This is a genomic window from Paenibacillus pabuli NBRC 13638 (genome assembly GCF_001514495.1).
Lineage (GTDB): Bacteria > Bacillota > Bacilli > Paenibacillales > Paenibacillaceae > Paenibacillus > Paenibacillus pabuli.
In genome coordinates, this window is the sequence record NZ_BCNM01000001.1 from 621,436 (window position 1) to 642,638 (window position 21,203).

The following is a 21,203-nucleotide window of genomic DNA, read 5'->3' on the forward strand; positions in this document are numbered from 1 at the left end:
GTAATCCCTTCCTTGTAAATCGGCTCTTCTTCGAGCAGTGTATAGCTTGGGGATATGTCGATTCCGTAAAGTTGATTTAAGTGATCATGAATATCTCTAGTGGTCATGCCTTTCGCATAATATAGAAATGTTGACAAACATAAAAAATACCTTAGCAAAATGATCGGCCTTATTTTCTGATGACGAATTGACATCGGACAAGTTGTCCGATATAATAAATCCCGAACGGACAAGTTGTCCGAATTTATAGTATGAAGGGTGAAAATGGATGTATGTCAAGAAGCTGTATTTTTTACCTGTAGGTGAATGTTTCCTAGATCAATCGGCAGTTAATCGAACCCTTGCCCCCGGAAAATTAGTCGGAATGCATGTGTGGTCTTTTCTGTTGGAAACGACCAGCGGGCCGATACTCATCGATACGGGAATGCCAGACGCTTTTATCAACAATCCCGATTACTACAAGGGGACTAGACGTGAAGGGCGCGTCGTCCCCAACATGTCAGAAGGCGATTCGATCGTGAATGTGTTAAAGCGTGTCGGTTATCGACCTGACGATATTCAGATGGTCATTAGCTCCCATTTACATTTGGATCATTCTGGGGGAAACGGGCATTTCCGCAATACGCCGATCCTTATTCAAAGGGCAGAGTATGATGCGGCCATAGGCAACGAGGATTACTCTCCTTTAGAGTGCAGGCTGCCCGATTTACAATATCAAATCATTGAGGGTGACCATGAATTGATGCCGGGGGTTCAAATTTTCTTTACTCCAGGTCATTCCCCTGGCCATCAATCAGTCCTCGTCACAACGGAAAAGTCGGGTCCAGTGCTTCTGACGATTGATGTTGCTTATACTCGGGAGAACTTCGAGAGTAGCGTACCGTTCTTGACATTCGATCAAGAGATGGCTGCCAAATCGATTACTCGCATGCAGGAGTTGATTGAGGATGTTCGGCCGTCCTATGTTTTCTTGGGACACGATAGAGATCAAGCTCAAACATGCCGCACCTTTCCTGACTTCCTGTAATGGAGGAATAGGCTATGGATAGTCAATCAATGGCTTTATCCGGTAATGAGCGGAAATTAATGGGGACACTTTGCTTACTCATTATTTTCGGAAACATCAATATGACCATGTTTAACTTGGCTATACCGTCGATTTCCGCTGACTTTGCTCTGACCTCCTCGCAAGTAAGCTGGGTCATGGTCGGATATAGCATTTTGATGGCCATCGGCGCCGGTACTTACGGCAAGTTGACGGAGTCCTTTTCCTTCCGTCAGCTGTATGTCATTGGTTTAATCCTTTTTGCTTTCGGCTCTATGATCGGCTTCTTTGCAGCTTCATACTTGCAAGTCATTATTGGGAGATTAATGCAAGCAGCAGGGGCTTCGTCCATCTCGCCCCTGTCTTATGCGGCAGTAACCCTATATTTTAAGCCTGCCGTCAAGGGACGGGTACTGGGAACGTTGTCCGCCACAATTGCCTTTGCTTCCGGCTTCGGGCCTGTGTTCGGCGGTTTCGTGGAGCAATACTTTGGCTGGCGCGCTTTGTTCATCGTGTCCAGTCTAAGCCTATTTGTTATCCCTTTGGTATTCAAATATGTTCCAAGCAAGAAACACGACCGCGGTTCATTCGATATTCTCGGAGCTGTTTTGTTCTCCGCCGGACTGGCGTTTGTATTGCTAGGGGTTACTAACTATTGGTTTATGCTCATTGCAGGAGCAGCAGTTCTTCTATGGTTCGGTACTCATATTCAGAAAAAAGAAGATCCATTTATCGATGCATCTTTCAAGAAAAATGCTCCTTACCGACGAATTCTAGGAATTGGATTTCTTACCTTCGTTTGCAACACGGGGTTAACCTTTACTTTTCCTGTCATGATGAAGAACGCCTTTCATTTACCGACTAGCAAAATCGGTCTACTGATGCTTCCCGGTGCTGCTTGCGCAGCCTTGCTCGGATCCCGGATCGGAGGTTGGACGGATCGTTTCGGAAGCTCCCGCGTGCTTGTCATATCGCAAAGTCTCGTCATTGGCGGATTTATACTGCTTGGTGTATCCGTACATTTGCCGCCATGGTTCGATGCTTTATTGATCATTATCCTTATGATTGGATTCAACGGTGTCCTCACCTCTAGCAGCAATTTGGTTTCGACGACACTCCGTTCGGCTGAGCTGGGTGTGGGGATGAGTATTTTCACGCTGGCCTATCTACTAGGCGGAGCATTCGGTCCCGCGCTGGTCAGCCGACTGATTGATTTAAAGATACCTTTTTCTGTTGTATATTTTACCATTGCCCTGTTGGCAATCCTAACATACTTATTGGCAAGAAAAACAAATCCTGCGGGTAAACGGACGACTTGTCCGAAGATAGGGAGGATGACGAGATGAGTAAATTAAATTCCCAACTGTCCTTTGCTGCTATACATGAGCTAGCCGAAGGGATCCGGACAAGGAAAATATCCCCGGTAGAGATTACGGAACATGCACTTCATCGCATCGAACGTTTGAATCCGAAACTGAACGTTTTCGTTACCCAGACGGCCGAGCTGGCGGTTGAACAAGCGAAGCAAACGGAACGCGATATTATGCATGGTCGGTACAAAGGGCCCCTTCACGGGATTCCCATCGTTCATAAGGATCTATATTACACTAAAGGGATCCGAACAACTGCCGGTTCAAAAATATTAAACAGCTTTGTCCCCGATTACGATTCGACGGTTGCAACTAAGCTACATGAGGCTGGAACAGTTCTGCTAGGCAAAGTACAGACTCACGAGTTCGCTGCGGGATTGACAACAACCAGCCCGCACTTCGGTCCTTGCCTCAATCCGTGGAACACTGAACTTGTACCGGGAGGTTCAAGCGGCGGCTCGGCTTCTGCTTTGGCGGCTGGACTTGCTTATCTGGGAACAGGATCGGATACCGGAGGATCGATCCGCATACCCGCCGCATTGTGCGGCGTCGTAGGAATGAAGCCGACGTACGGTCGGGTCAGCCGGTATGGTATCATTCCAATGGCCTGGTCATTGGACCACTCGGGTCCGTTGACCCGAAGCGTCATGGATGCGTCCCTGTGCTTGGATGTGATGTCAGGCTTCGATCCGAAGGATGAATCGACGGTCGATCTGCCTGCGCCAGGTATCAAGATGTATCCGAATGGTCTCAGGGGTGTACGTATCGGATTGCCGACAAGCTACTATTACGAGGATTTGATGCCGGAAGTAGAAGCTGCGATGAAGGCCGCTATCAATAAATTCCGTGAACTGGGAGCGGAAATCATCGAAGTCAGCCTACCCATGATCAAACATGCCCAAAGCGCGACGATGGCCATTATGATGACGGAGATGTTCTCGAATCACGAGAAGTGGCTTGAGACAGATTTGGAACAGTATGGTCCGGATGTCCGAATGTTTCTTGAAAGCAGTAGAGATATTCCGGCTTCCATTTACCTCCAGTCTCAGCGGGCCCGGCAACTAATTGTCAATGATTTTTTGAATGCATTGTCCGGAATCGACATCCTGTTGACGCCTGCAACACCGATCACCGCGCCGCGTGCAGATGATACTACTAGTGTATTCAGATTGAACTCATTTACGGTTCCGACCAATTTGACCGGCTTGCCTAGCTTGAGCATGCCTTGCGGTTTCTCACCTTCTGGTCTGCCGATTAATATGCAATTGATTGGCCGCCCCTGCGAAGAAGCGACTGTACTAGGTATCGGCAATACTTATGAGATGAATACCGACTGGCACAAGAGACATCCGGATTTGTAAGCCTGACTAAATTTGATGGAGGGTATCCTATGGAACAGAAGCAACTCGACTCTGAAGTTAACAGGAAAGCATCGACCGTAACCGGAACAGATACGGCGAGCGATAGCAAAAAAACGTACGAGCAGTTTATTCCTACGATTGCAAGTTTGAAGGAACTGGACCTAACGGGCATTGAACCGCTTTTGCCTCCCATTCACAAAAGGTACTATACCAACAAATAAAAAAAGTACATCGGTCCCCCAAATGAATGTATTTTTAATTTTTCACGAAATATATTATAATATGATTTAACGGACAACATGTCCAATACACGAGAGACGGACATATCGTCCGTTTTTCGTATTAAATAACAGTTAATTTAAGATGAAGGGAGATGTTTATAGTGAATTCAGAATCGCAACCTGCCTCTCTGAAAATTCCCAGAGAGGAGTTAAACCGAAGACGAATTTTAGCATCAGCTAGAGAACTTTTCATCAAAAACGGTGTTGACAATGTCAATATGCATCAGATTGCGAAGACTGCTGGAGTCGGACAAGCAAGCTTATACCGCCGCTACTCAGATAAGGGCGACATCTGTCAGGAGATCGCAAGTGAAGAATACCAACCCTTGTTTGATGAAGTTCAAGCATTTCTTGATCAACCCCCAGAAACCGCTCCCTTGGACCGGCTCTACCACGTAATCGTAAGATATGTTTCTTTTTTAGAGGCGAAAGTTCCTTGGCTCTGTGCGGTCAGTCGGGCCTCAACCGGGCATCGTCCGCTACAATCTCCGTTATGCCAATGGATGCGCAATATAAGCAGAAATCTGCTAAATGAGGCCGTTGAACGGGGAGACGTATCCGGGGTGGACATTCCATATACCATTGAAGCCCTGCTGGCCGTGCTTCACAATATCGATTACCATCTCCAAGATGAAGGCTTTACGAGCCAACGAGTTCTTGATGGTTTACAACGCATATTTATCGAAGGTTTAAAAGCTCATAGACATTAATTGAGGGGCTGGCCCAAAGCCACACAACATGCAGAAATGCAGAACTACGCAGCTTACAATGACGAAGGCGAAGGCGTTGGTCATGATCTAGAGTCAGTTGTTACGTCAAGGTCAATCCCTAGCAACGGAAGATTACTCTGCATCAGAACCAGCTTTATTGAAGAAAACGCTGGCCAAAGATGAGACATTTATCATGGTAAACACGAGCTCACAAAGTGAAACCATTCAATACGTAGGTGGTGCGAAAAAGAAATTCAGCTACCATATTTTTAACAGTGATGGATCAGTCAGTAAACAGGCTGTCGATACCACGCCTTCCCAACCGTATAAAGTGAATGTTTGTTATCCTCCCTCTGTCCACTGCGATAGACCCTTTCACATGCCGCTATTCACTTTTCCCCGTTGCTCCAGATCACGCACAGTTGCACTTTTTTCCACGTCTTTTGGATCTCGAAATGTGCCCATAAGCACGTCGTACACAGGGTTCGTTACCCTGTACCACCATAAAAGGAGCCATTCCTGTAATGAATGAATTTGGGGTTTGAATAAAAAAAGCACCTTCTGTAAACTGGGAAACGTTCCACCAAAGAACAATTACCCATACAGGAGGTACTCCACTATGAAATATAAACAATCGAAAAATCAGAATCAACGGATTCAACAAATTACCGATTCGACTCTTGTCATCGGTGCGGACATTGCGAAGAAAACACATGTTGCCAGAGCTCACGATTTCCGCGGAATCGAGCTTGGCAAAGACTGTGTTTTCGGTAATGACCATTCTGGCCTGACGAAACTCGTTTCGTGGATGAAGGTCTGAAAAAAGTGATCAAATGGAACGGGCTTTTGAAGATTTTTTCCAATGATTACTTTGCGGGTGGTGTCAGCTACGCTGGTACTACCCCATATGGCTTAACCAGTAGAGATGGGTTAAACGCGTGAATCAAAAATCGATCTGCTTATGCGGCTCATGGGCACAATAAATATATAACCTTCCCGGTACAGACACCGGGAAGATAGGCATGTTGAGCATGTTACACGACAGCATGAGTTTATGATGTATTTTATGGACCTGAATTCTTGAACATGCCAAAATAAAACAAACAATGCTGTTTGGGTACTGCATTAATCCATGGATTTATGTGATCCTGCCCGTTCTATGATGACTTTCCAGTCCTCTTCATCAAAAAGTGCCTCATCCTCATCATCCGGTCCACCGATCCGGGCCTCAAGAATGACCATCCTGGTTTCAGCCAGAATGGAGTATAGACCCTTCAAGGTAATAGCGAACTGATTACCTGCAGTCACCTGCATGATCCCACCATTAATGAACACCTGACCGCTGCCCGAAAGGATAGTCCATGTTTTGCATCCTGAACGATGCTGGCGCAATCCGATATGTTTGCCGGGTAGAAGTATAATATTCAATGTGGTTATGGTTGTATTTTCGTCTTCGACGGTTCTCTCCATAACACGATAGCTGCCCCAGGTTGCTTCACCGTACATCGATTGCAGTGGCAAACTGCCCAATTGCTCTTTAATTTCATCTGAGTTTTTTTTGTTCGCAATGAGAATGCCGTCTGGACTGGCGGCCGCGATAATACCCGGGATTCCGATAATCTGGATCGGGTAGGGCAGCACGTTAACGATATGGGAACCCGACGATTGTCCGGATATTCCGCCTTTTCCGAATACATTGGAATCCAACTGGGCGCACAGCGCATCCCAGCTCCCGATATCCTGCCATACTCCGTTATACGGAAGTACAACAGACCGTTGCGTTTGTTCAGCAACTTGCTTGTCAAAACTGCATTCAGGCAGCTGTTCATACAAGTTTAATAATTGTTCATAATGAACAGGAAGCCCGGATTTTTCAATATGGGATAACATAAACGCGAGTGAGAAGGCATATACCCCGGAGTTCCATAGTGCGCCGCGCTGCAACAGGGCTTCAGCAATAACCGCCTCCGGCTTCTCTATAAATTGGTTTACTGTCGAATAAGCCTCCCGTTCTTTCTTGTCAGGCAGAATATATCCATACTGTTCCGAAGCATGTGTAGGCCTTGTCCCAATCAACGCGATATCGGCATCGGACTGCTTCAATATGTCAGGAAGCAAACTGAAGCTGCTGAAAAAATCTTCGCTTGCAAACACATCCGCCGGCACGATACAGATCACATCATCCGCTCCAGCTATTCCGAAGGATTGCAGATACAATGTCGCCAAAGCAGCTGCAGTAAACGTTCCTCGCTTAAAGGGTTCCCCAATAACGGGTATCTTGCCTTGGGTATGCCGGGTCGTTATGTTGACCTGATCCTGGTGTGAAATAATGATTGTTGAATCAAGCATGTGCAGGCTCTCCAGCTGTCGACATACTCTGCCCATCATAGATTCCCTTCCACCTGCGGGGGATGGAAGTATATCAACAAACAACTTGGAGCGAAGCTCATTGGATAGCGGCCAGAGTCTTTTGCCTGAGCCGCCGCACAGCAGTACGATATGCATGGGCTTCCTCCTTAAGCTTTGGGAGCTTTACTGTAGATTTTACGTTTGTGAAAGGACAGAGAACGGTATTTAAGCGCCAATTTGCGGATTTCGTGCTCTTTTAACGAAGAAGCGTTTATATTCAGACTTTTATTGATAGCACTTTTGAGGATCATGCTCCCCGGGCTCTTCGTGTACATAAAGTTGGCATAGGTTTCGTACTCGGAGAAGCCAAACTGCTTCTTCTTATTGATATTGGAAATAACCGCTTTGTACCACGGCAGCTGATGGATGGCTTCGATTTTCTTTTTCAAGGCAGAGAGCTTTGACTTTTCGAACAGCATGTAATGGGTCACAAAAGAGCGGGGACGGGGTGCTTTCTTGCCCAACAGCTTACGATAGGTGTTAAAATATTCCGGCTGGCTCCAATCGCGGCAGTAAAATACGGTTTTGTTTTCAACAATAAATGAGTGCGGCTTAATCAGGACGGTATCCGCATCCATTACCAGGAAGTGCTTTGCTTTTACGATATGATCTCCGTTCATTTTAAGCAGCTGCTGATACAACCAACCTGATCGATCCCAGCGGGAAGAATGATAATGGATATCGTTTTTGGTGATGGGCAGGACTGTCCGTTCATTAACAAAAATACAATTTTTGTTGGAACAGAGTTTTCTGATTTTGTTGCTGGCAGGCGAAACGATATAAATTCGGCCAATCGGATGCTGAACATAACGACGAATGTTATCGATGACGAGAGGAAGAGTGCCCATATCTTTTTCAATTGCAGGTATAAGAACATCGATCATAGGCGCACTATTGATCTGTAATCCGCGCTGAACTCCCATTTCCTCAACTCCTTGCACAAATGATTACGTCTTTTTCAGGGTATGTGTGCGAAGATGGTTTGGTCAGGGCATACGCCAAAATAACATTTTTTTACGAACAGGGCCTTTGTTTAGGAGAGTTTTAGTCCATATTGCATATGTTGCATGATCTTGAAGAAACAGCAGGAGTTGATTCTTTGCTGAAGAAAGAGGTGTGCTATGGAGATGGATAGATTACAACCGTTAAGAAGCAAATGGTTAAAAACAAAGGTGATCCTCAAAAACGATTCCATCAAACCGTATATCCCTGACACGCAGAGATATAACAAAACCAATCTGAGATCCATGATCAATAAATACGGTATGGTCTATATTAAACCGGAAATCGGCACTTATGGAATGGGTGTCGTTAAGGCGGAGATGGCAAGTGATCAGAGCTTTGCTTATCAGATTGAACAAAAACGCCTGACGTTCGACAGTTTTGAGTCGTTTTATACAAGTCTGGCACGTCTGGTGCATAAAAGAAGTTATCTGATTCAGAGAGGAATCCATCTGCTTAAGCATAAAAAAAGACATTTTGATATCCGAGTCATGATCCAGCTAAGCCCGAAGAATCAGTGGGAAGCTACGGGGGTCATCGGCCGGCTTGGCCATCCGAAAAAAATCGTGACCAATTATCATAGCGGTGGGAAGCCGATGGATGTTCATGAACTGCTGGAATCCCATGCATCTTCAAAGCGCAGGAATGAACTGGTTCAGGAGATGAATGAGCTTGGCCTACGCATAGCCCGCCACATGAAGAAAAAGTATCCGTACCTGAAGCAAATCGGCGTGGATATCGGGCTGGATCGAAGTCTAAAGCCCTGGATTATTGAAGTGAACGTCAAACCGGACCCCTATATTTTCAATCAATTAAAGGACAAAACAATGTATCGCAAGGTGATACAATATTACCGCCACACCGCCCAAAAAACGAAATAACGTTCCACCTTTTGTAGGAACACCGGCTGGGAAACCCGATGATTTGTCTTGCTCCTGATTTTTTATTACACAAACAGACCAAAAACCCACCTAAAAATGATGGGTTTTTGGTCCAGGTACTTCGAGCTACTACTTGGATTCAGCCTTTCACTGCACCAGCCGTAAGGCCGCTGACAATGTATTTCTGACCAAACAGGTACAGAACAAAAACAGGCAATGAAGTAAGCACCAGATTTGCAAAAATGAGATTCCAGTCCCGGCTGTATTTTCCGTAAAAGTTATATATCGAAAGCGGCATCGTCCAAGTGGAGCTGTCAGTCAGGAAGTAAACCGGAATCGTGATGTCATTCCATACGGACATGAAAACCATGATGGCGACCGTTGCATTAACGGGAAGGATAAGCGGCGTAACGATGCGGAAAAATACGCCGAAAACACTTGCGCCTTCCAGAAAAGCCACTTCATCAAGGGCTCTTGGAATCGTTTTAATGAATCCGCTATACAAAAACACACTAAACGCAGTGTTAAGCGCTGCATAAATCAGGATGACACTTGATATGCTGCCGTAGAAACCCAATCCTTGCACGACACGGATTGTTGTAATGATTGACATCGGTGCAATCAAGCCCATGAAGAAATACATGTAAATCGTGCCCGAAATTCGGGTTTCCCGACGTGCCAGAATAAATGATGCTGCCGAAGAGGCAATGATGTTGATGATGGATGAAACACCGGTGATCCAGATGCTGTTCAGAAATGCTCTGGACAGACCACCTTCTTCAAACACCCGGACATAATTTGAAAACTGCCATGTCTCCGGCAAGCTTAAGGAGAAGCTAAGCACTTCTGCGCTTGTTTTGAACGAACCCAGAATTAGGACGACCAGTGGCAACAGAACGAGCAGGGAGGCCAGGATCAGGAAGCCTTCAACAACATAGTTGCGGATGGTGATTTTGCGTGTATATCCCATGTTATTCAGTAACCTCCTTACGCCGCATAAAAATTAACAGCGGAATGGCAATGATCGTGACGACCACGAAGAGAAGTGTATTAACCGCCGTACCCAGTCCCCAGTTGCCTTCTCCAAAGGAACGCAGAATAATCGTGCCGACGACCTGTGACGCGTTACCTGGTCCTCCACCGGTCATGACATACACTTCCGAGAATACTTTGAGACCACCAATCAGTGTCAGCATCAGGTTAATGTTGATGGCTGGCAGCAGCAGCGGCAATGTTATTTTGAAAAAGCTTTTCCATGAACTTGCACCGTCAATTTTGGCGGCTTCATAATACTCTTGGGAAATGGATTGCAAACCGGCCAGATAGATAGCCATTTGGAACCCGGCGCTCTGCCAAATGGATACAATGGCAATGGTCCAGATGACGATGGACGGATTGGTTAACCACGCCTGGCTTAACGAATGTAATCCCACAGCTTCCAATAAGCTGTTAATCGTCCCTTCCGTGCGAAGCATCGGTGTGAACAAAATGCTAATAACGAGAATACTCAGAATCGAAGGGGAGTAGAAGATGGCACGCAGCAGGTTTTTGGTTTTTAATCTCATATTTAGAGCCACGGCAAGCAGCAGACCAATGAGGTTTTTGCCAATAACCGTGACAATCGCAAAAATGGCCGTGTTTTTAAGTGCAAGAATAAGTGTTTTGTCCGAGAAAATTTTCTCGAAATTGGCCCATCCAATAAACTTCAGATCTATTCGATCCAGCCGCCAGTCTGTAAAAGAGTAGTAAAAAGCTGCGATAGCCGGGACTACAAAAAAGATGGAGTAGATCATCAGTGCCGGAAATACCATGTAATACGAATACAAATTTTTTGCCCTTTTCATGTCTCACGCTCCGTTATGGCTAGACAGCATACCATTCAAGAATGACATGCTGCCCTGTATTTCACTGCTTAGAAACCGGAAATGCCTTTATCCTGCATCAGTTGACTGAACTTCTCATCCCATGATTTGAGGACTTCCTCCGGAGTCAGCCCGCCAGCAAATTGATCCTGCAGCAGCCGGTATAACTCACTGCGATCAACCAACATGTATGCGTCTGTCGTCAGCACGGTTTTCTTCGGTGTGATGTAATGGTCTACGATATCTTGCTTGTAGGCAGGTAGTTCCGGAGTCGTAACGTCGCTAAGATTGGATACATAACCCTTTGAATCTACGATCTTCTGCGCGACTTCCTTGGAGCCGATAAAGTCCAGAAACTTTTTGGCTTCTTCCAGATGTTTGGATTTTTTCGGAATGAACAGCTGCCCACCGAGCGGGCTTGCCCCCAGGCTTGCATTCTCTGAGGACGGAATCGGGAATACGCCGAGCTCCATGCTTGGGTCCTGTTCTGCAACCCCTTCGATTAGCCAGTCTCCCATAAACATCATTGCCACTTCCTTGTTCAGGAATTTGCCTACCGCCATATCATAGCTGTCGCTAAGCACGTCTGTATTGGTATACCCCTTGGTATAAACTTCGTACTGCTGCTCCAGGAATGTTTTGAATTCCGGAATATCGGACCATTTTTTCTTGTTGCTATTCAGATCATCAAAAAAGGTAGGATCATTTTTGGCAATGAAGTCAGCAAAGGCAGCAGCAGGCCAAATGTTCGCGGCCCAGGCATCTTTATAAGGCATAAAGACAGGAGTAATTCCGCTCGCTTTAATCTTTTCGCATATCGCCAAAAATTGCTCGTAGTTTGTTGGAATGGACAAGCCGAGCTCCTCAAAGATCTGCTTGTTATAGACAACTCCTTGCATACCCGTATCCTGACTGACATGGAAGCTGTAGAGGTGCCCGCCAGAGGACAGCACATCTTTGTTTACAATTCTGCTGGCCCAGGGCTCTTGATCCAGAATCTCAAAATTGCGTTCCAGATTCAGATCCGTAACCGCGCTGGCCAAATTATATTGAATGATGTCCGGCGTTTCATCCACAGCCAGCTTGGTTTGCAGCACGGTCGTTGTTTGCTCCGCCGGAATGAGCTGCAGATTGACAGAAATATTGGTCTTTTTCTCAAATTCATCGAGAACATCCTGTTGAATAAAAGCAGAATCCTGAGAACTCTTGGAAATGGCTAACTCCAGCGTGACCTTGGCGTTCTTGTTGTCATTGCTTGCAGACGTTCCAGAATCAGTGCCTCCTGACCCGCAAGCGGTCAACGAAATGGACAACAAGCTTGCCAGAACAATAGATGCTGCTTTTTTTCTTTTATGCGTTTTCAATGTAAATCCCCCTCTAAACCATGTAATGAATCCGTTTACAAGTCCAATTATAAAATCTTAATCTTCCCTGGTACATGTCTGTGCTTGAACATTTATGTGTAAAATACTGAACTTGAAATCGCTATCATTTCATTCGGACGCATGATACAGTAAGACGTGATGAAGCAAAGTTTCGTAGCATAACAGAACAGGAGGCTTATCAAAGAATAATGAAATTCATACATAGAGCTACACAGTTCAGCCTGCAGACCAAAGTATTTTTGACATTTCTGGCATTGCTTTTGTTCGTACTGGGCTGTTTTATCGTTTATGTAAACCTTGTCGTGATCCGCCCGCTCAAACAAAAAACGGAGGAGGATACACGAGTCACTGCCACAAAAGTGCGAGAACAGGTTGACCTATACGTAGAGCAGCAAAACCAGATGTCCCAGCGCATATTGTCCAATAAGGATATCTTCGCAACGATGGACAAAAGCTCCTCGGCTCCGAGCAAATATGAAAGACTGAACCAAATCCGGAAGCTAAAAGATATCATGTTCCAGGCGATCGGTCCTAGCATGAACATCAAGGACATGTCCATGTATGATAAACAAGGCGTGCTGCTCACATCGTATCTGGGTTCTGAGCATCCGCCAACAATTCTAAGCACCATGATGGAAAACAGCAAAAGTGGACGAGAGTGGACAGGTAACGGTTTTATTCTCCTCCGACAGACAGATACCATCTCCTTCGTCCGCACGATCAACGATCAGAATGGCAAGTTATATGGATATCTTAGTATTCAGATGGATCAGGGTTATATTCAAAACCTTACGGAAGGAATTACCGCAGGGGATGTTTATATCCTGAACAAGCAGGGTGAACAAATGACTGGCTCTGAAGCGAAAAAGTACATATTGGAATGGACAGAGCCTTTATCCGATGAAGGACTGATCGTCGACGAACGAAATAATTACGTCACCCATTCCACATCTCACCAAACGGGCTGGGTCACGTTTATCGTCACACCGAAAAACTCGGTTCTGGGCTCGATCCATTCCGTGCAAAGCATGTCCATTTTGCTGATCACTGCCTTGATGCTCATTTCTTTCGTATACATCTTCTTCTCCACACGGAACCTGTTGCTTCCCATTCGCAAGCTTCGCAGCCAGATTTGGCGCATCAACTACAGCAATATGCAGCTGAAAGTCGATGATCGGCCCAAAAATAATGACCTGCTGCTGCTGAATGAAGCTTTTCAGGATTTGATGGAACGATTACAGGAATCCATTGACCGTGAGAAGAAGGCATTGCATGAAGAAGTCACCGCGCGGAATTCCGCACTGCAAGCCCAAATTGCCCCTCATTTCCTTCATAACGTCCTTTATTTGATCAGCATTGCTGCCCAAGAGGGGAGAACCCGGGTCGTTTCTGATATGTGCAAACATCTGTCAGACAGCTTGCGTTATATTGTGTCTTCCCCTTACGCACATGTGACCATGACGGATGAGCTAGAGCATACGAGACATTATTTGTCATTGGTACAGCAAAAGTATGAGGATGATTTGGAATGGAGCATTCATGCAGATGCTCTGACGAGTGAAATTCGGCTGCCGCGGTTGGTCATCCAGCCTTTCGTTGAAAACTGTATTGAACATGCATTTTTCAACACCACACCTCCCTGGCGTATCCAAATTACTGTAAAGCAGTATAACGGATTATGGGCTTTGGAGATCAAAGATAACGGAGAGGGCTTCCCATCAGACAAAATAAAAGAGATTTTGTCCAATATCCAGAATTCCGGTTCCGGAATGAATCAGCCTCCTGATCGCCAAACAGCTCTTGGCAACATGGGGATCGTCAATAGCGTTAATCGGCTTAAACTGATGTATAGCAATCGGCTATTTTTTAATATATACAACAATCATTCGGATGAGGAAAAAGGGGCAACCATTCAAATCATCGGCTCGATGACGAAGGATTTTTACTGAGCACAGGAGGAATATAACATGTACAATATCATGATCGTTGAGGATAGCAAACCCATATTACGCAATATCAAAATGCTCTTGGACAAACTGAACCTTCCCATTCACGTGGCTGTTACAGCCACGAATGGGGAAGAGGCGCTGACAGCGCTTCAGAAGCAGTCCATTGATCTTCTGTTGACAGACATACGAATGCCCAAGATGGATGGTTTATCCCTCATTGAGCAAGCGAAGCTTTCCCAGCCGGAATTAAAGGTCATTCTAATTAGCGGGTATAGCGATTTTGAATATACGCGAAAAGCACTGAATTTGCAGGTTTTCGACTATTTGCTGAAACCTGTTGAGCTAGAAGCTATGGAAGAAGTCATGGGCAGAGTTATTAAACAGCTTGATAACCAAAGGTCAAGGAACTTTCATGAATTGCAGGAGATTGTTGATCCCCATGATTATGCTGAACTCAAGCCGAGTGAATATTCTGCTTTTTTGACCCAAATGATGATCATTCTGCGGAGACAGCCTTTTACCCCAGAACGGGAAAGATGGGGGCAAAAGACGTTACAGGCTTCATTGGAGGATTTTTTTGCTCCACGCCCCTGTAAAGTGTTTCTGAGCCAAACACCGCAGCAATTCATCGTTTTTGTGAACAGGAGCGTTCTCGATCTGTATTCTTCTGTACATGAATGTCTCGAATCGTTACGGCGACATCTGCATGTACAAGGTATGGACTCTAGTATCGGTGGACAAGTGGCATGGTCGGAAACGGTTAATCTGTCTGAACTGTATCACCAAATATCGTTCATTTTATCAACGCATCAACGATTGAACAATGGATTGGTACTGGATACCGGAAATTCCGTCTCCATGACAAGAAGTGAATCAGGGAGCCTGGATTCCATAAGTGAGCCGGCTTTTGTCCACATGATACATGCTCATCAGAAGGAACAGTTTGTTCTCAAGCTCTCCGAGTTGATGAATCAATGGATGAAGGAAAACGTGTATGTAAAGGAAGTGGAACGATTTATCGGATTGGTGGTGGATACTTTCGCACATTTGGTTGAAGAACAGGGGTCAGGAATTAGGCTTGGTCTGGAGCTCAGGGCTAAAAAGCTATGGGCTGAAGAGACATATCGTGATTTTTGCCGTGAATTAACCGAATGGATCGTACAAAGTTTTGAAATGCTTCAATCTCAAGGTCGGAAGAGCAAAGAAGTTCTATTTGAGCAGATAGATGAGTACATCCAACGGAACAAGTATACTTCAATATCCATCAATGACATTGCTGTGAAGTTTCACGTCAGTCCCTCATACGTCAGCAGAGTCATTAAAAACGTAACGCAAGTCACGTTTGTCCAATATTATACAAAGCTTAAGATTAAGGAAGCATGCAGACTCATGGAGTGCAAGCCGGATATGAAGTTTAAGGAGTTATCGGATTTGCTTTCGTTCAGTGATCAGCATTATTTCTCCAAGGTGTTTAAGGAATATACGGGAGTCAGTCCCACAGAATATAGAGAAAGGCTGCATCCATAGCACCGATTTTATTGGTTGCATTCTATTAGGTAGTGGTCAATACAAGGGAATGGCCGTATATTAATACTATGTGGGTCATGTGGACAAACACAGATCCACACTGTGCTATACCTAACGATTCTACATAAAAGGACGGGGAAACATGGACTTTAAACCACTTGCTTCATTTATGGACCGCATCACATCCTGGAGAATTCCGTGGGCTGAGGTGCTGGTATTGCATCAAAATGATACCGTTTTCCATTACCGCAGCGGTCTCGCCAACCTGGAGGAGAAAACGCCCATTGGCGATGGAGCAATCTTCAACCTCTATTCCATGACCAAGATCATGACCTGTGTGGCAGCGCTTCAACTTGTGGAGAGGGGGCAACTCTTGCTAAGCGATCCGATATCCGACTATCTGCCTGAGTACGCCGAGATGACGGTGAAGAAAACACTGTCGAACGGAGAAGTCAGGCTGGAAAAAGCAACAAGGGTGATCACCGTACGCGACTTGTTTACGATGACTGCCGGTTTTTCCTATGACGTTGGATCACCGTCTATTCAGGAAGCGGTGAAGAGCACGAACGGTACATTACCGACACGGGATTTTGCGAAAGCGCTCTCCAAGGAACCTCTTCTGTTTGAACCAGGTACACATTGGAACTACAGCATGTGTCATGATGTTCTCGGAGCCTTGGTGGAGGTTGTAAGCGGCAGACGCTTTGGAACATATCTACGGGAAGAAATCACCGCACCGCTTGGCATGAATGATACAGCATTTGATCTGAATGATGAGCAGCAGGCTCGCCTAATACCGCAGTACGTGTACAATGATGAGCTTGAAAAAGCTGTACGTATGGACGGGAACGGATTCCGTGTAGGTACGGAATTGGAAAGTGGAGGCGCTGGGCTATTGTCCACCGTTAGCGATTATGCATTGTTCCTGAACGCCCTGACTGGGCGCGGTACCAGCCCGGAAGGTGTGCGCATTCTGTCACAGGCTTCAGTGGATTTAATGCGTACGGACCATCTGAACGACATGACCCGCAGTGATTACTCATGGGATCATATGAATGGATACGGCTATGGGCTGGGTGTCCGTACTCATATCAGCAAGTCGGGCAGCGGCTCGCTGAGCTCTCTCGGAGAATTTGGCTGGAGCGGGGCTGCCGGATGCATGGCCATCATTGACCCGGACTCCGAGCTCACCGTTATGTATGCCCAGCACTTATTGAACAATCAAGAACCTTACATTCATCGACGCTTGCGCAATATTGTGTACTCCTGCTTGTGAGGGGGGCCGGTCTGGCGGTTGGCGATGCATTTGATTTCGTTACGGATGACATTGGTGATAGGCATTATTACAATGAAAAAACAGGGACGCGAGTAACGCGAACCCTGTTTTTATTTTTTCTTTTCTTCTTGAATTAGATACGAGAGTATTGGAGTTATGTTGTGCTTATTCGATTAACCAAATAGATACCGATCGACACGAACAGCAATGCGACTAGATTTTTCAATTCCATTATTGTTTCTCCCAGAAACAACGCGGATAGTAACGCGCCAAACACAGGGATAAGGAAGTTAAATACAGACACTTTCCCCACTTTGTTATATTTAAGCAGTAGATTCCACAAGCAAAATGCGGTTGCCGAGAGTAAAACCAAATAAATTAAGTTACCCGTAGACTCCAACGTAAAATGCGTAACACTGCCACCGAGCAAAAATCCGAGGAGGGTAAGCACCAGGCCGCCGACAAACAGACTAAAACCCGTTATGATCAAGACATCGATGGAGGTTGTTAAATGTTTGGCGTAGATGGCTGTAATGGAAAAAATAAGAGACGCCATAATAACGAAGCCTTCCCCGGTGAATGAAAACGAGAATGCCAATAGATCCGTATGGAAATTAACAATAATAACGCCGATGAATCCAAGCAAACAGCCAACTACTTTATTTTTGCTGAGCTTATCATTCTTATAAAGAAAATGGGCCAGAACTACACTGAAAAAGGTTGCTGTTGCATTCATAATGGAGCCTTTGACACCGGTTGTATTGGATACACCCACGTAAAAAAACATATACTGCAATCCAGTTTGCAATACTCCAAGCATGGTTAGACCCGCCCATTGACGCCTGGACAATCCGAGCTTCCTCTTTCTAACGATATGAAATAGGATCAAGAGAAGTAAGCCTGCCAATATAAAGCGATATCCCGCAAATACAAACTTTGACGCAATATCTTCTGGCATGATGCCAAAGGCAATATACCCAAGCTTAATAGATGGAAAGGCGCTTCCCCACAACAAGCAGCATAAACTTGCAATGAGTGTTACTACTAATGGATTGCTGAATGGGTTCGGTTGTTTCATTGCTTGTATCTCGTTCACGTTCATACTTCTCCTCGCCTTATATGCATATGTACATGTGCTTATAGCACATCCTCAATGAACATATCACAAACTGCCACTGCTTGTAATAAAAAATGATGAAGCCCTTAATAAGGGCAATAAAAAAGAACCTGGATCATAATATCAGGTTCTTTTTCTTGCATATAAATAGGCGCGATGATATAATCAGATCGCTCCTAAATCTGTATTTTGAGTCGGTAAAATCTCATCTTATATCTTTATGATATCATGTCGGGAAAACTCTTGTCAAACGTTTTTTCACAATTTAATGGTTAGGGGAGAAACTGAATGAATTCTATGGTTCTCGGTTTTCACGAAGTGGAAGAAACACAGCTTTTACTCGTAGGCGGAAAAGGGCTGAATTTGGGGGAGTTATCCAAGATAAAAGGAATTCATGTACCCGAAGGATTTTGTATTACAACCGCGGGATATCAAAAAGTCGTTGAACAAAACGAAACATATCACGCTTTGCTCCATCGACTAACGATGCTAAAAGCAGAAGATCGAGTTCAAATTGGTGAAATCAGCAGAGAGATTCGACAACTCATTATGGAAGTAGAAATTCCCTCCGATGTTGTGAGAGCAGTTGCTCATTATCTCTCCCAATTTGGCGAGGAGCATGCTTATGCAATACGTTCCAGTGCGACCGCTGAGGATCTACCACATGCGTCTTTTGCGGGCCAACAGGATACTTACTTAAATATCATCGGCAAAGAATCCATCTTGAAGCATATCAGCAAATGTTGGGCTTCCCTGTTTACGGATCGAGCGGTTATCTACCGTATACAAAATGGGTTTGATCATCGTCAGGTTTATTTATCCGTTATCGTTCAAAGGATGGTTTTCCCACAGGCTTCAGGCATTTTATTTACCGCTGATCCCGTTACATCCAACCGAAAGTTAGTGTCCATCGATGCCAGTTTCGGACTTGGAGAAGCGTTAGTCTCTGGCTTGGTATCGGCCGATGGTTATAAAGTTCAGGAAGGGGAAATTGTCGATAGGAGGATAGCAACCAAAAAGTTGGCGATTCATGGATTAAACGAAGGCGGAACAGAGACCCGGCAGATCGATCCTGAGCAGCAGCAGGCCCAAACACTTACGGATGGACAAATTTTGGAATTAGCACAAATCGGGCGACAGATTGAAGCTTATTTTGGTTCCCCACAAGACATCGAATGGTGTTTGGCGGATGATACCTTTTATATTGTCCAAAGTCGTCCAATCACGACTCTATACCCGATCCCTGAAGCGAATGATGAAGAAAATCACGTATATTTGTCCGTTGGACATCAACAAATGATGACCGATCCCATAAAACCATTGGGACTGTCTTTTTACCTGTTAATTACTTCTGCACCTATGCGTAAAGCCGGTGGGCGGTTGTTTGTTGATGTTGCACCTATGTTGGCTTCGCCTGTCAGAAGGGAACCTTTTTTAAATACCATGGGTTCCGATCCGCTCATAAAAGGCGCACTCATGACCATAATAGAGCGAGATTTTATTAAATTGTTACCCAATGATCAAACCGCACCGGTTCTGAACAGAAGTCATACAGATGCGCCGGCACAATTCGAGAACGATCCGACCATCGTTTCTGAATTGATTAAGCGTAGTCAAACATCGATAGAAGAGTTAAAACAAAACATCCAAACGAAATCAGGAGCGGATTTATTCGATTTTATTCTGGAAGATATCAAGGAATTAAAGAGAATTTTATTTGACCCGCAGAGTACAAGCGTGTTTATGGCTGCTATGAATGCTTCATCCTGGATCAATGACAATATGAAAGAGTGGTTGGGTGAAATCAACGCAGCTGATACGCTTTCTCAATCTGTGCCAAACAATATTACTTCGGAAATGGGTCTGGCGCTATTGGATGTCGCAGATGCGATTCGTCCTTATCCAGAAGTCATTGCTTATTTACAACACGTAAAAGATGATAACTTTTTAGATGATCTGGTGAGGTTTGCTGGTGGGCAGGAGGCCCAGGCTGCTATCTATGCTTATCTCGAGAAATACGGAATGCGATGTTCCGGAGAGATCGACATAACCAGAACGCGTTGGAGCGAAAAACCAATCACACTTGTCCCGTTAATTCTGGGCAACGTCAAGAACTTTGAACCTAACGCCAGCCAGCGAAAGTTTGAGCAAGGGCGTCAGGAAGCTTTGGCAAAAGAACAGGAGTTATTAGATCGATTGAAGCAATTGCCGGATGGTGAACAAAAAGCCAAAGAAACCAAACGAATGATCGACCTCATCCGGAATTTCATCGGTTATCGGGAATATCCGAAATATGGATATATTAATCGCTACTTCGTTTATAGGCAGGCTATACTGAAAGAAGCCGAACTACTTGCACAAGCGGGCGTTATCCATGACAAAGAAGATGTGTACTACCTCACTTTTGAGGAACTTCACGATGTCGTACGCACTAATAAACTGGATTACCAGATTATTAGCAAACGAAAAGACGATTACCATTTTTTTGAGAAGCTAACTCCACCACGCGTTATCACGTCCGATGGTGAAATCATTACCGGTAAGTACCACCAAGAACATTTGCCGGCAAATGCGATTGCTGGTCTACCTGTTTCTTCTGGTGTGATAGAAGGAAGAGCGCGTGTCATTTTTAACATGGAAGATGCCGACCTGGAAGACGAAGATATCTTAGTCACTTCTTTTACCGACCCTAGCTGGACACCATTGTTTGTATCCATCAAGGGCCTGGTCACTGAAGTTGGCGGTCTGATGACCCATGGAGCAGTGATTGCACGTGAATATGGCTTACCCGCAGTTGTCGGAGTAGAGAATGCGACCCAATTGATACAAGATGGACAACGCATTCGTGTGCATGGAACAGAAGGGTACATTGAAATATTGGAATAGTATGTTAAAAAGAAAGAGGAAGATGAGTGCCCATGGATTATATATTGCTTCATAACACCTCGCAAAAAGCTGCCGAAATGGCGGCTTTTTGTGTGCCAGGGGCATTGTCCAAAGGATAACATCGTAGGTTTTTATCCCTTGA

At 45.1% G+C, this 21,203-nt stretch carries 16 protein-coding genes and 2 pseudogenes; 11 read left to right on the forward strand and 7 right to left on the reverse strand.

Annotated features, from left to right (window positions below; all coding sequences use genetic code 11):
- Nucleotides 1–44: 44 nt before the first annotated feature.
- Nucleotides 45–119, reverse strand: a pseudogene (locus tag PPA03S_RS34470) (transposase); the annotation flags it as partial.
- A gap of 149 nt (nt 120–268) precedes the next feature.
- Between PPA03S_RS34470 and aiiA the strand changes: the two are divergent.
- The 6 genes and pseudogenes from aiiA to PPA03S_RS02270 all read left to right on the forward strand — a co-directional run.
- Nucleotides 269–1,027, forward strand: a complete 759-nt coding sequence (gene aiiA / locus PPA03S_RS02245) for a quorum-quenching N-acyl homoserine lactonase AiiA (protein WP_062319359.1) — start codon at nt 269–271, stop codon at nt 1,025–1,027.
- A gap of 14 nt (nt 1,028–1,041) precedes the next feature.
- The gene (locus PPA03S_RS02250; RefSeq protein WP_062319361.1) at nt 1,042–2,391 is read left to right on the forward strand and encodes an MFS transporter; all 1,350 of its coding nucleotides are present in this window, start codon (nt 1,042–1,044) and stop codon (nt 2,389–2,391) included.
- Nucleotides 2,388–3,776, forward strand: a complete 1,389-nt coding sequence (locus PPA03S_RS02255) for an Asp-tRNA(Asn)/Glu-tRNA(Gln) amidotransferase GatCAB subunit A (RefSeq protein WP_062319363.1) — start codon at nt 2,388–2,390, stop codon at nt 3,774–3,776. The genes PPA03S_RS02250 and PPA03S_RS02255 overlap by 4 nt, the downstream gene beginning before the upstream one ends.
- Before the next feature lie 29 nt (nt 3,777–3,805).
- Complete coding sequence (locus PPA03S_RS02260) at nt 3,806–3,997, forward strand: hypothetical protein (protein WP_062319365.1); 192 nt, start codon at nt 3,806–3,808, stop codon at nt 3,995–3,997.
- A 152-nt stretch (nt 3,998–4,149) separates the two neighbouring features.
- The gene (locus tag PPA03S_RS02265) at nt 4,150–4,767 is read left to right on the forward strand and encodes a TetR/AcrR family transcriptional regulator (RefSeq protein WP_062319367.1); all 618 of its coding nucleotides are present in this window, start codon (nt 4,150–4,152) and stop codon (nt 4,765–4,767) included.
- 619 nt (nt 4,768–5,386) lie between these two features.
- Nucleotides 5,387–5,581, forward strand: a pseudogene (locus tag PPA03S_RS02270) (IS110 family transposase); the annotation flags it as partial.
- 311 nt (nt 5,582–5,892) lie between these two features.
- On the opposite strand, the gene PPA03S_RS02275 reads toward PPA03S_RS02270, so the two are convergent.
- Both PPA03S_RS02275 and PPA03S_RS02280 read right to left on the reverse strand, forming a co-directional pair.
- Nucleotides 5,893–7,272 (reverse strand): sugar phosphate nucleotidyltransferase, encoded by a 1,380-nt coding sequence (locus PPA03S_RS02275; RefSeq protein WP_062319371.1) that lies wholly within the window; start codon nt 7,270–7,272, stop codon nt 5,893–5,895.
- Between the two features lie 11 nt (nt 7,273–7,283).
- On the reverse strand, nt 7,284–8,099 hold the full coding sequence (locus PPA03S_RS02280; RefSeq protein WP_062319373.1) for a DUF6492 family protein: 816 nt from the start codon (nt 8,097–8,099) through the stop codon (nt 7,284–7,286).
- 204 nt (nt 8,100–8,303) lie between these two features.
- On the opposite strand from PPA03S_RS02280, the gene PPA03S_RS02285 reads away from it, so the two are divergent.
- Nucleotides 8,304–9,059, forward strand: a complete 756-nt coding sequence (locus PPA03S_RS02285; protein ID WP_082703987.1) for a YheC/YheD family protein — start codon at nt 8,304–8,306, stop codon at nt 9,057–9,059.
- Nucleotides 9,060–9,198: 139 nt separating this feature from the next.
- Here the strand turns inward: PPA03S_RS02285 and PPA03S_RS02290 are convergent, their stop codons facing one another.
- From PPA03S_RS02290 to PPA03S_RS02300, 3 genes are all read right to left on the reverse strand, one after another.
- Nucleotides 9,199–10,029 carry a carbohydrate ABC transporter permease gene (locus tag PPA03S_RS02290; protein ID WP_062319377.1) on the reverse strand — a complete coding sequence of 277 codons (831 nt, stop codon included), beginning with the start codon at nt 10,027–10,029 and terminating at the stop codon, nt 9,199–9,201.
- Nucleotide 10,030: 1 nt separating this feature from the next.
- The gene (locus tag PPA03S_RS02295; protein ID WP_062319379.1) at nt 10,031–10,903 is read right to left on the reverse strand and encodes a carbohydrate ABC transporter permease; all 873 of its coding nucleotides are present in this window, start codon (nt 10,901–10,903) and stop codon (nt 10,031–10,033) included.
- A 68-nt stretch (nt 10,904–10,971) separates the two neighbouring features.
- Nucleotides 10,972–12,285 carry an ABC transporter substrate-binding protein gene (locus tag PPA03S_RS02300; protein WP_062319381.1) on the reverse strand — a complete coding sequence of 438 codons (1,314 nt, stop codon included), beginning with the start codon at nt 12,283–12,285 and terminating at the stop codon, nt 10,972–10,974.
- 209 nt (nt 12,286–12,494) lie between these two features.
- Between PPA03S_RS02300 and PPA03S_RS02305 the strand changes: the two genes are divergently transcribed.
- The 3 genes from PPA03S_RS02305 to PPA03S_RS02315 all read left to right on the forward strand — a co-directional run bounded on the left by PPA03S_RS02305 (nt 12,495) and on the right by PPA03S_RS02315 (nt 17,058).
- The gene (locus PPA03S_RS02305) at nt 12,495–14,255 is read left to right on the forward strand and encodes a cache domain-containing sensor histidine kinase (protein ID WP_062319383.1); all 1,761 of its coding nucleotides are present in this window, start codon (nt 12,495–12,497) and stop codon (nt 14,253–14,255) included.
- An 18-nt stretch (nt 14,256–14,273) separates the two neighbouring features.
- On the forward strand, nt 14,274–15,782 hold the full coding sequence (locus tag PPA03S_RS02310; RefSeq protein ID WP_062319385.1) for a response regulator: 1,509 nt from the start codon (nt 14,274–14,276) through the stop codon (nt 15,780–15,782).
- A gap of 142 nt (nt 15,783–15,924) precedes the next feature.
- A complete protein-coding gene (locus PPA03S_RS02315) occupies nt 15,925–17,058 on the forward strand; it encodes a serine hydrolase domain-containing protein (RefSeq protein ID WP_062319387.1) in 1,134 nt (377 codons plus the stop codon).
- Nucleotides 17,059–17,212: 154 nt separating this feature from the next.
- Here the strand turns inward: PPA03S_RS02315 and PPA03S_RS02320 are convergent, their stop codons facing one another.
- A complete protein-coding gene (locus PPA03S_RS02320) occupies nt 17,213–18,154 on the reverse strand; it encodes a DMT family transporter (RefSeq protein ID WP_245683490.1) in 942 nt (313 codons plus the stop codon).
- 309 nt (nt 18,155–18,463) lie between these two features.
- Between PPA03S_RS02320 and ppsA the strand changes: the two genes are divergently transcribed.
- A complete protein-coding gene (gene ppsA, locus PPA03S_RS02325; RefSeq protein ID WP_062319390.1) occupies nt 18,464–21,061 on the forward strand; it encodes a phosphoenolpyruvate synthase in 2,598 nt (865 codons plus the stop codon).
- Nucleotides 21,062–21,203 lie beyond the last annotated feature (142 nt).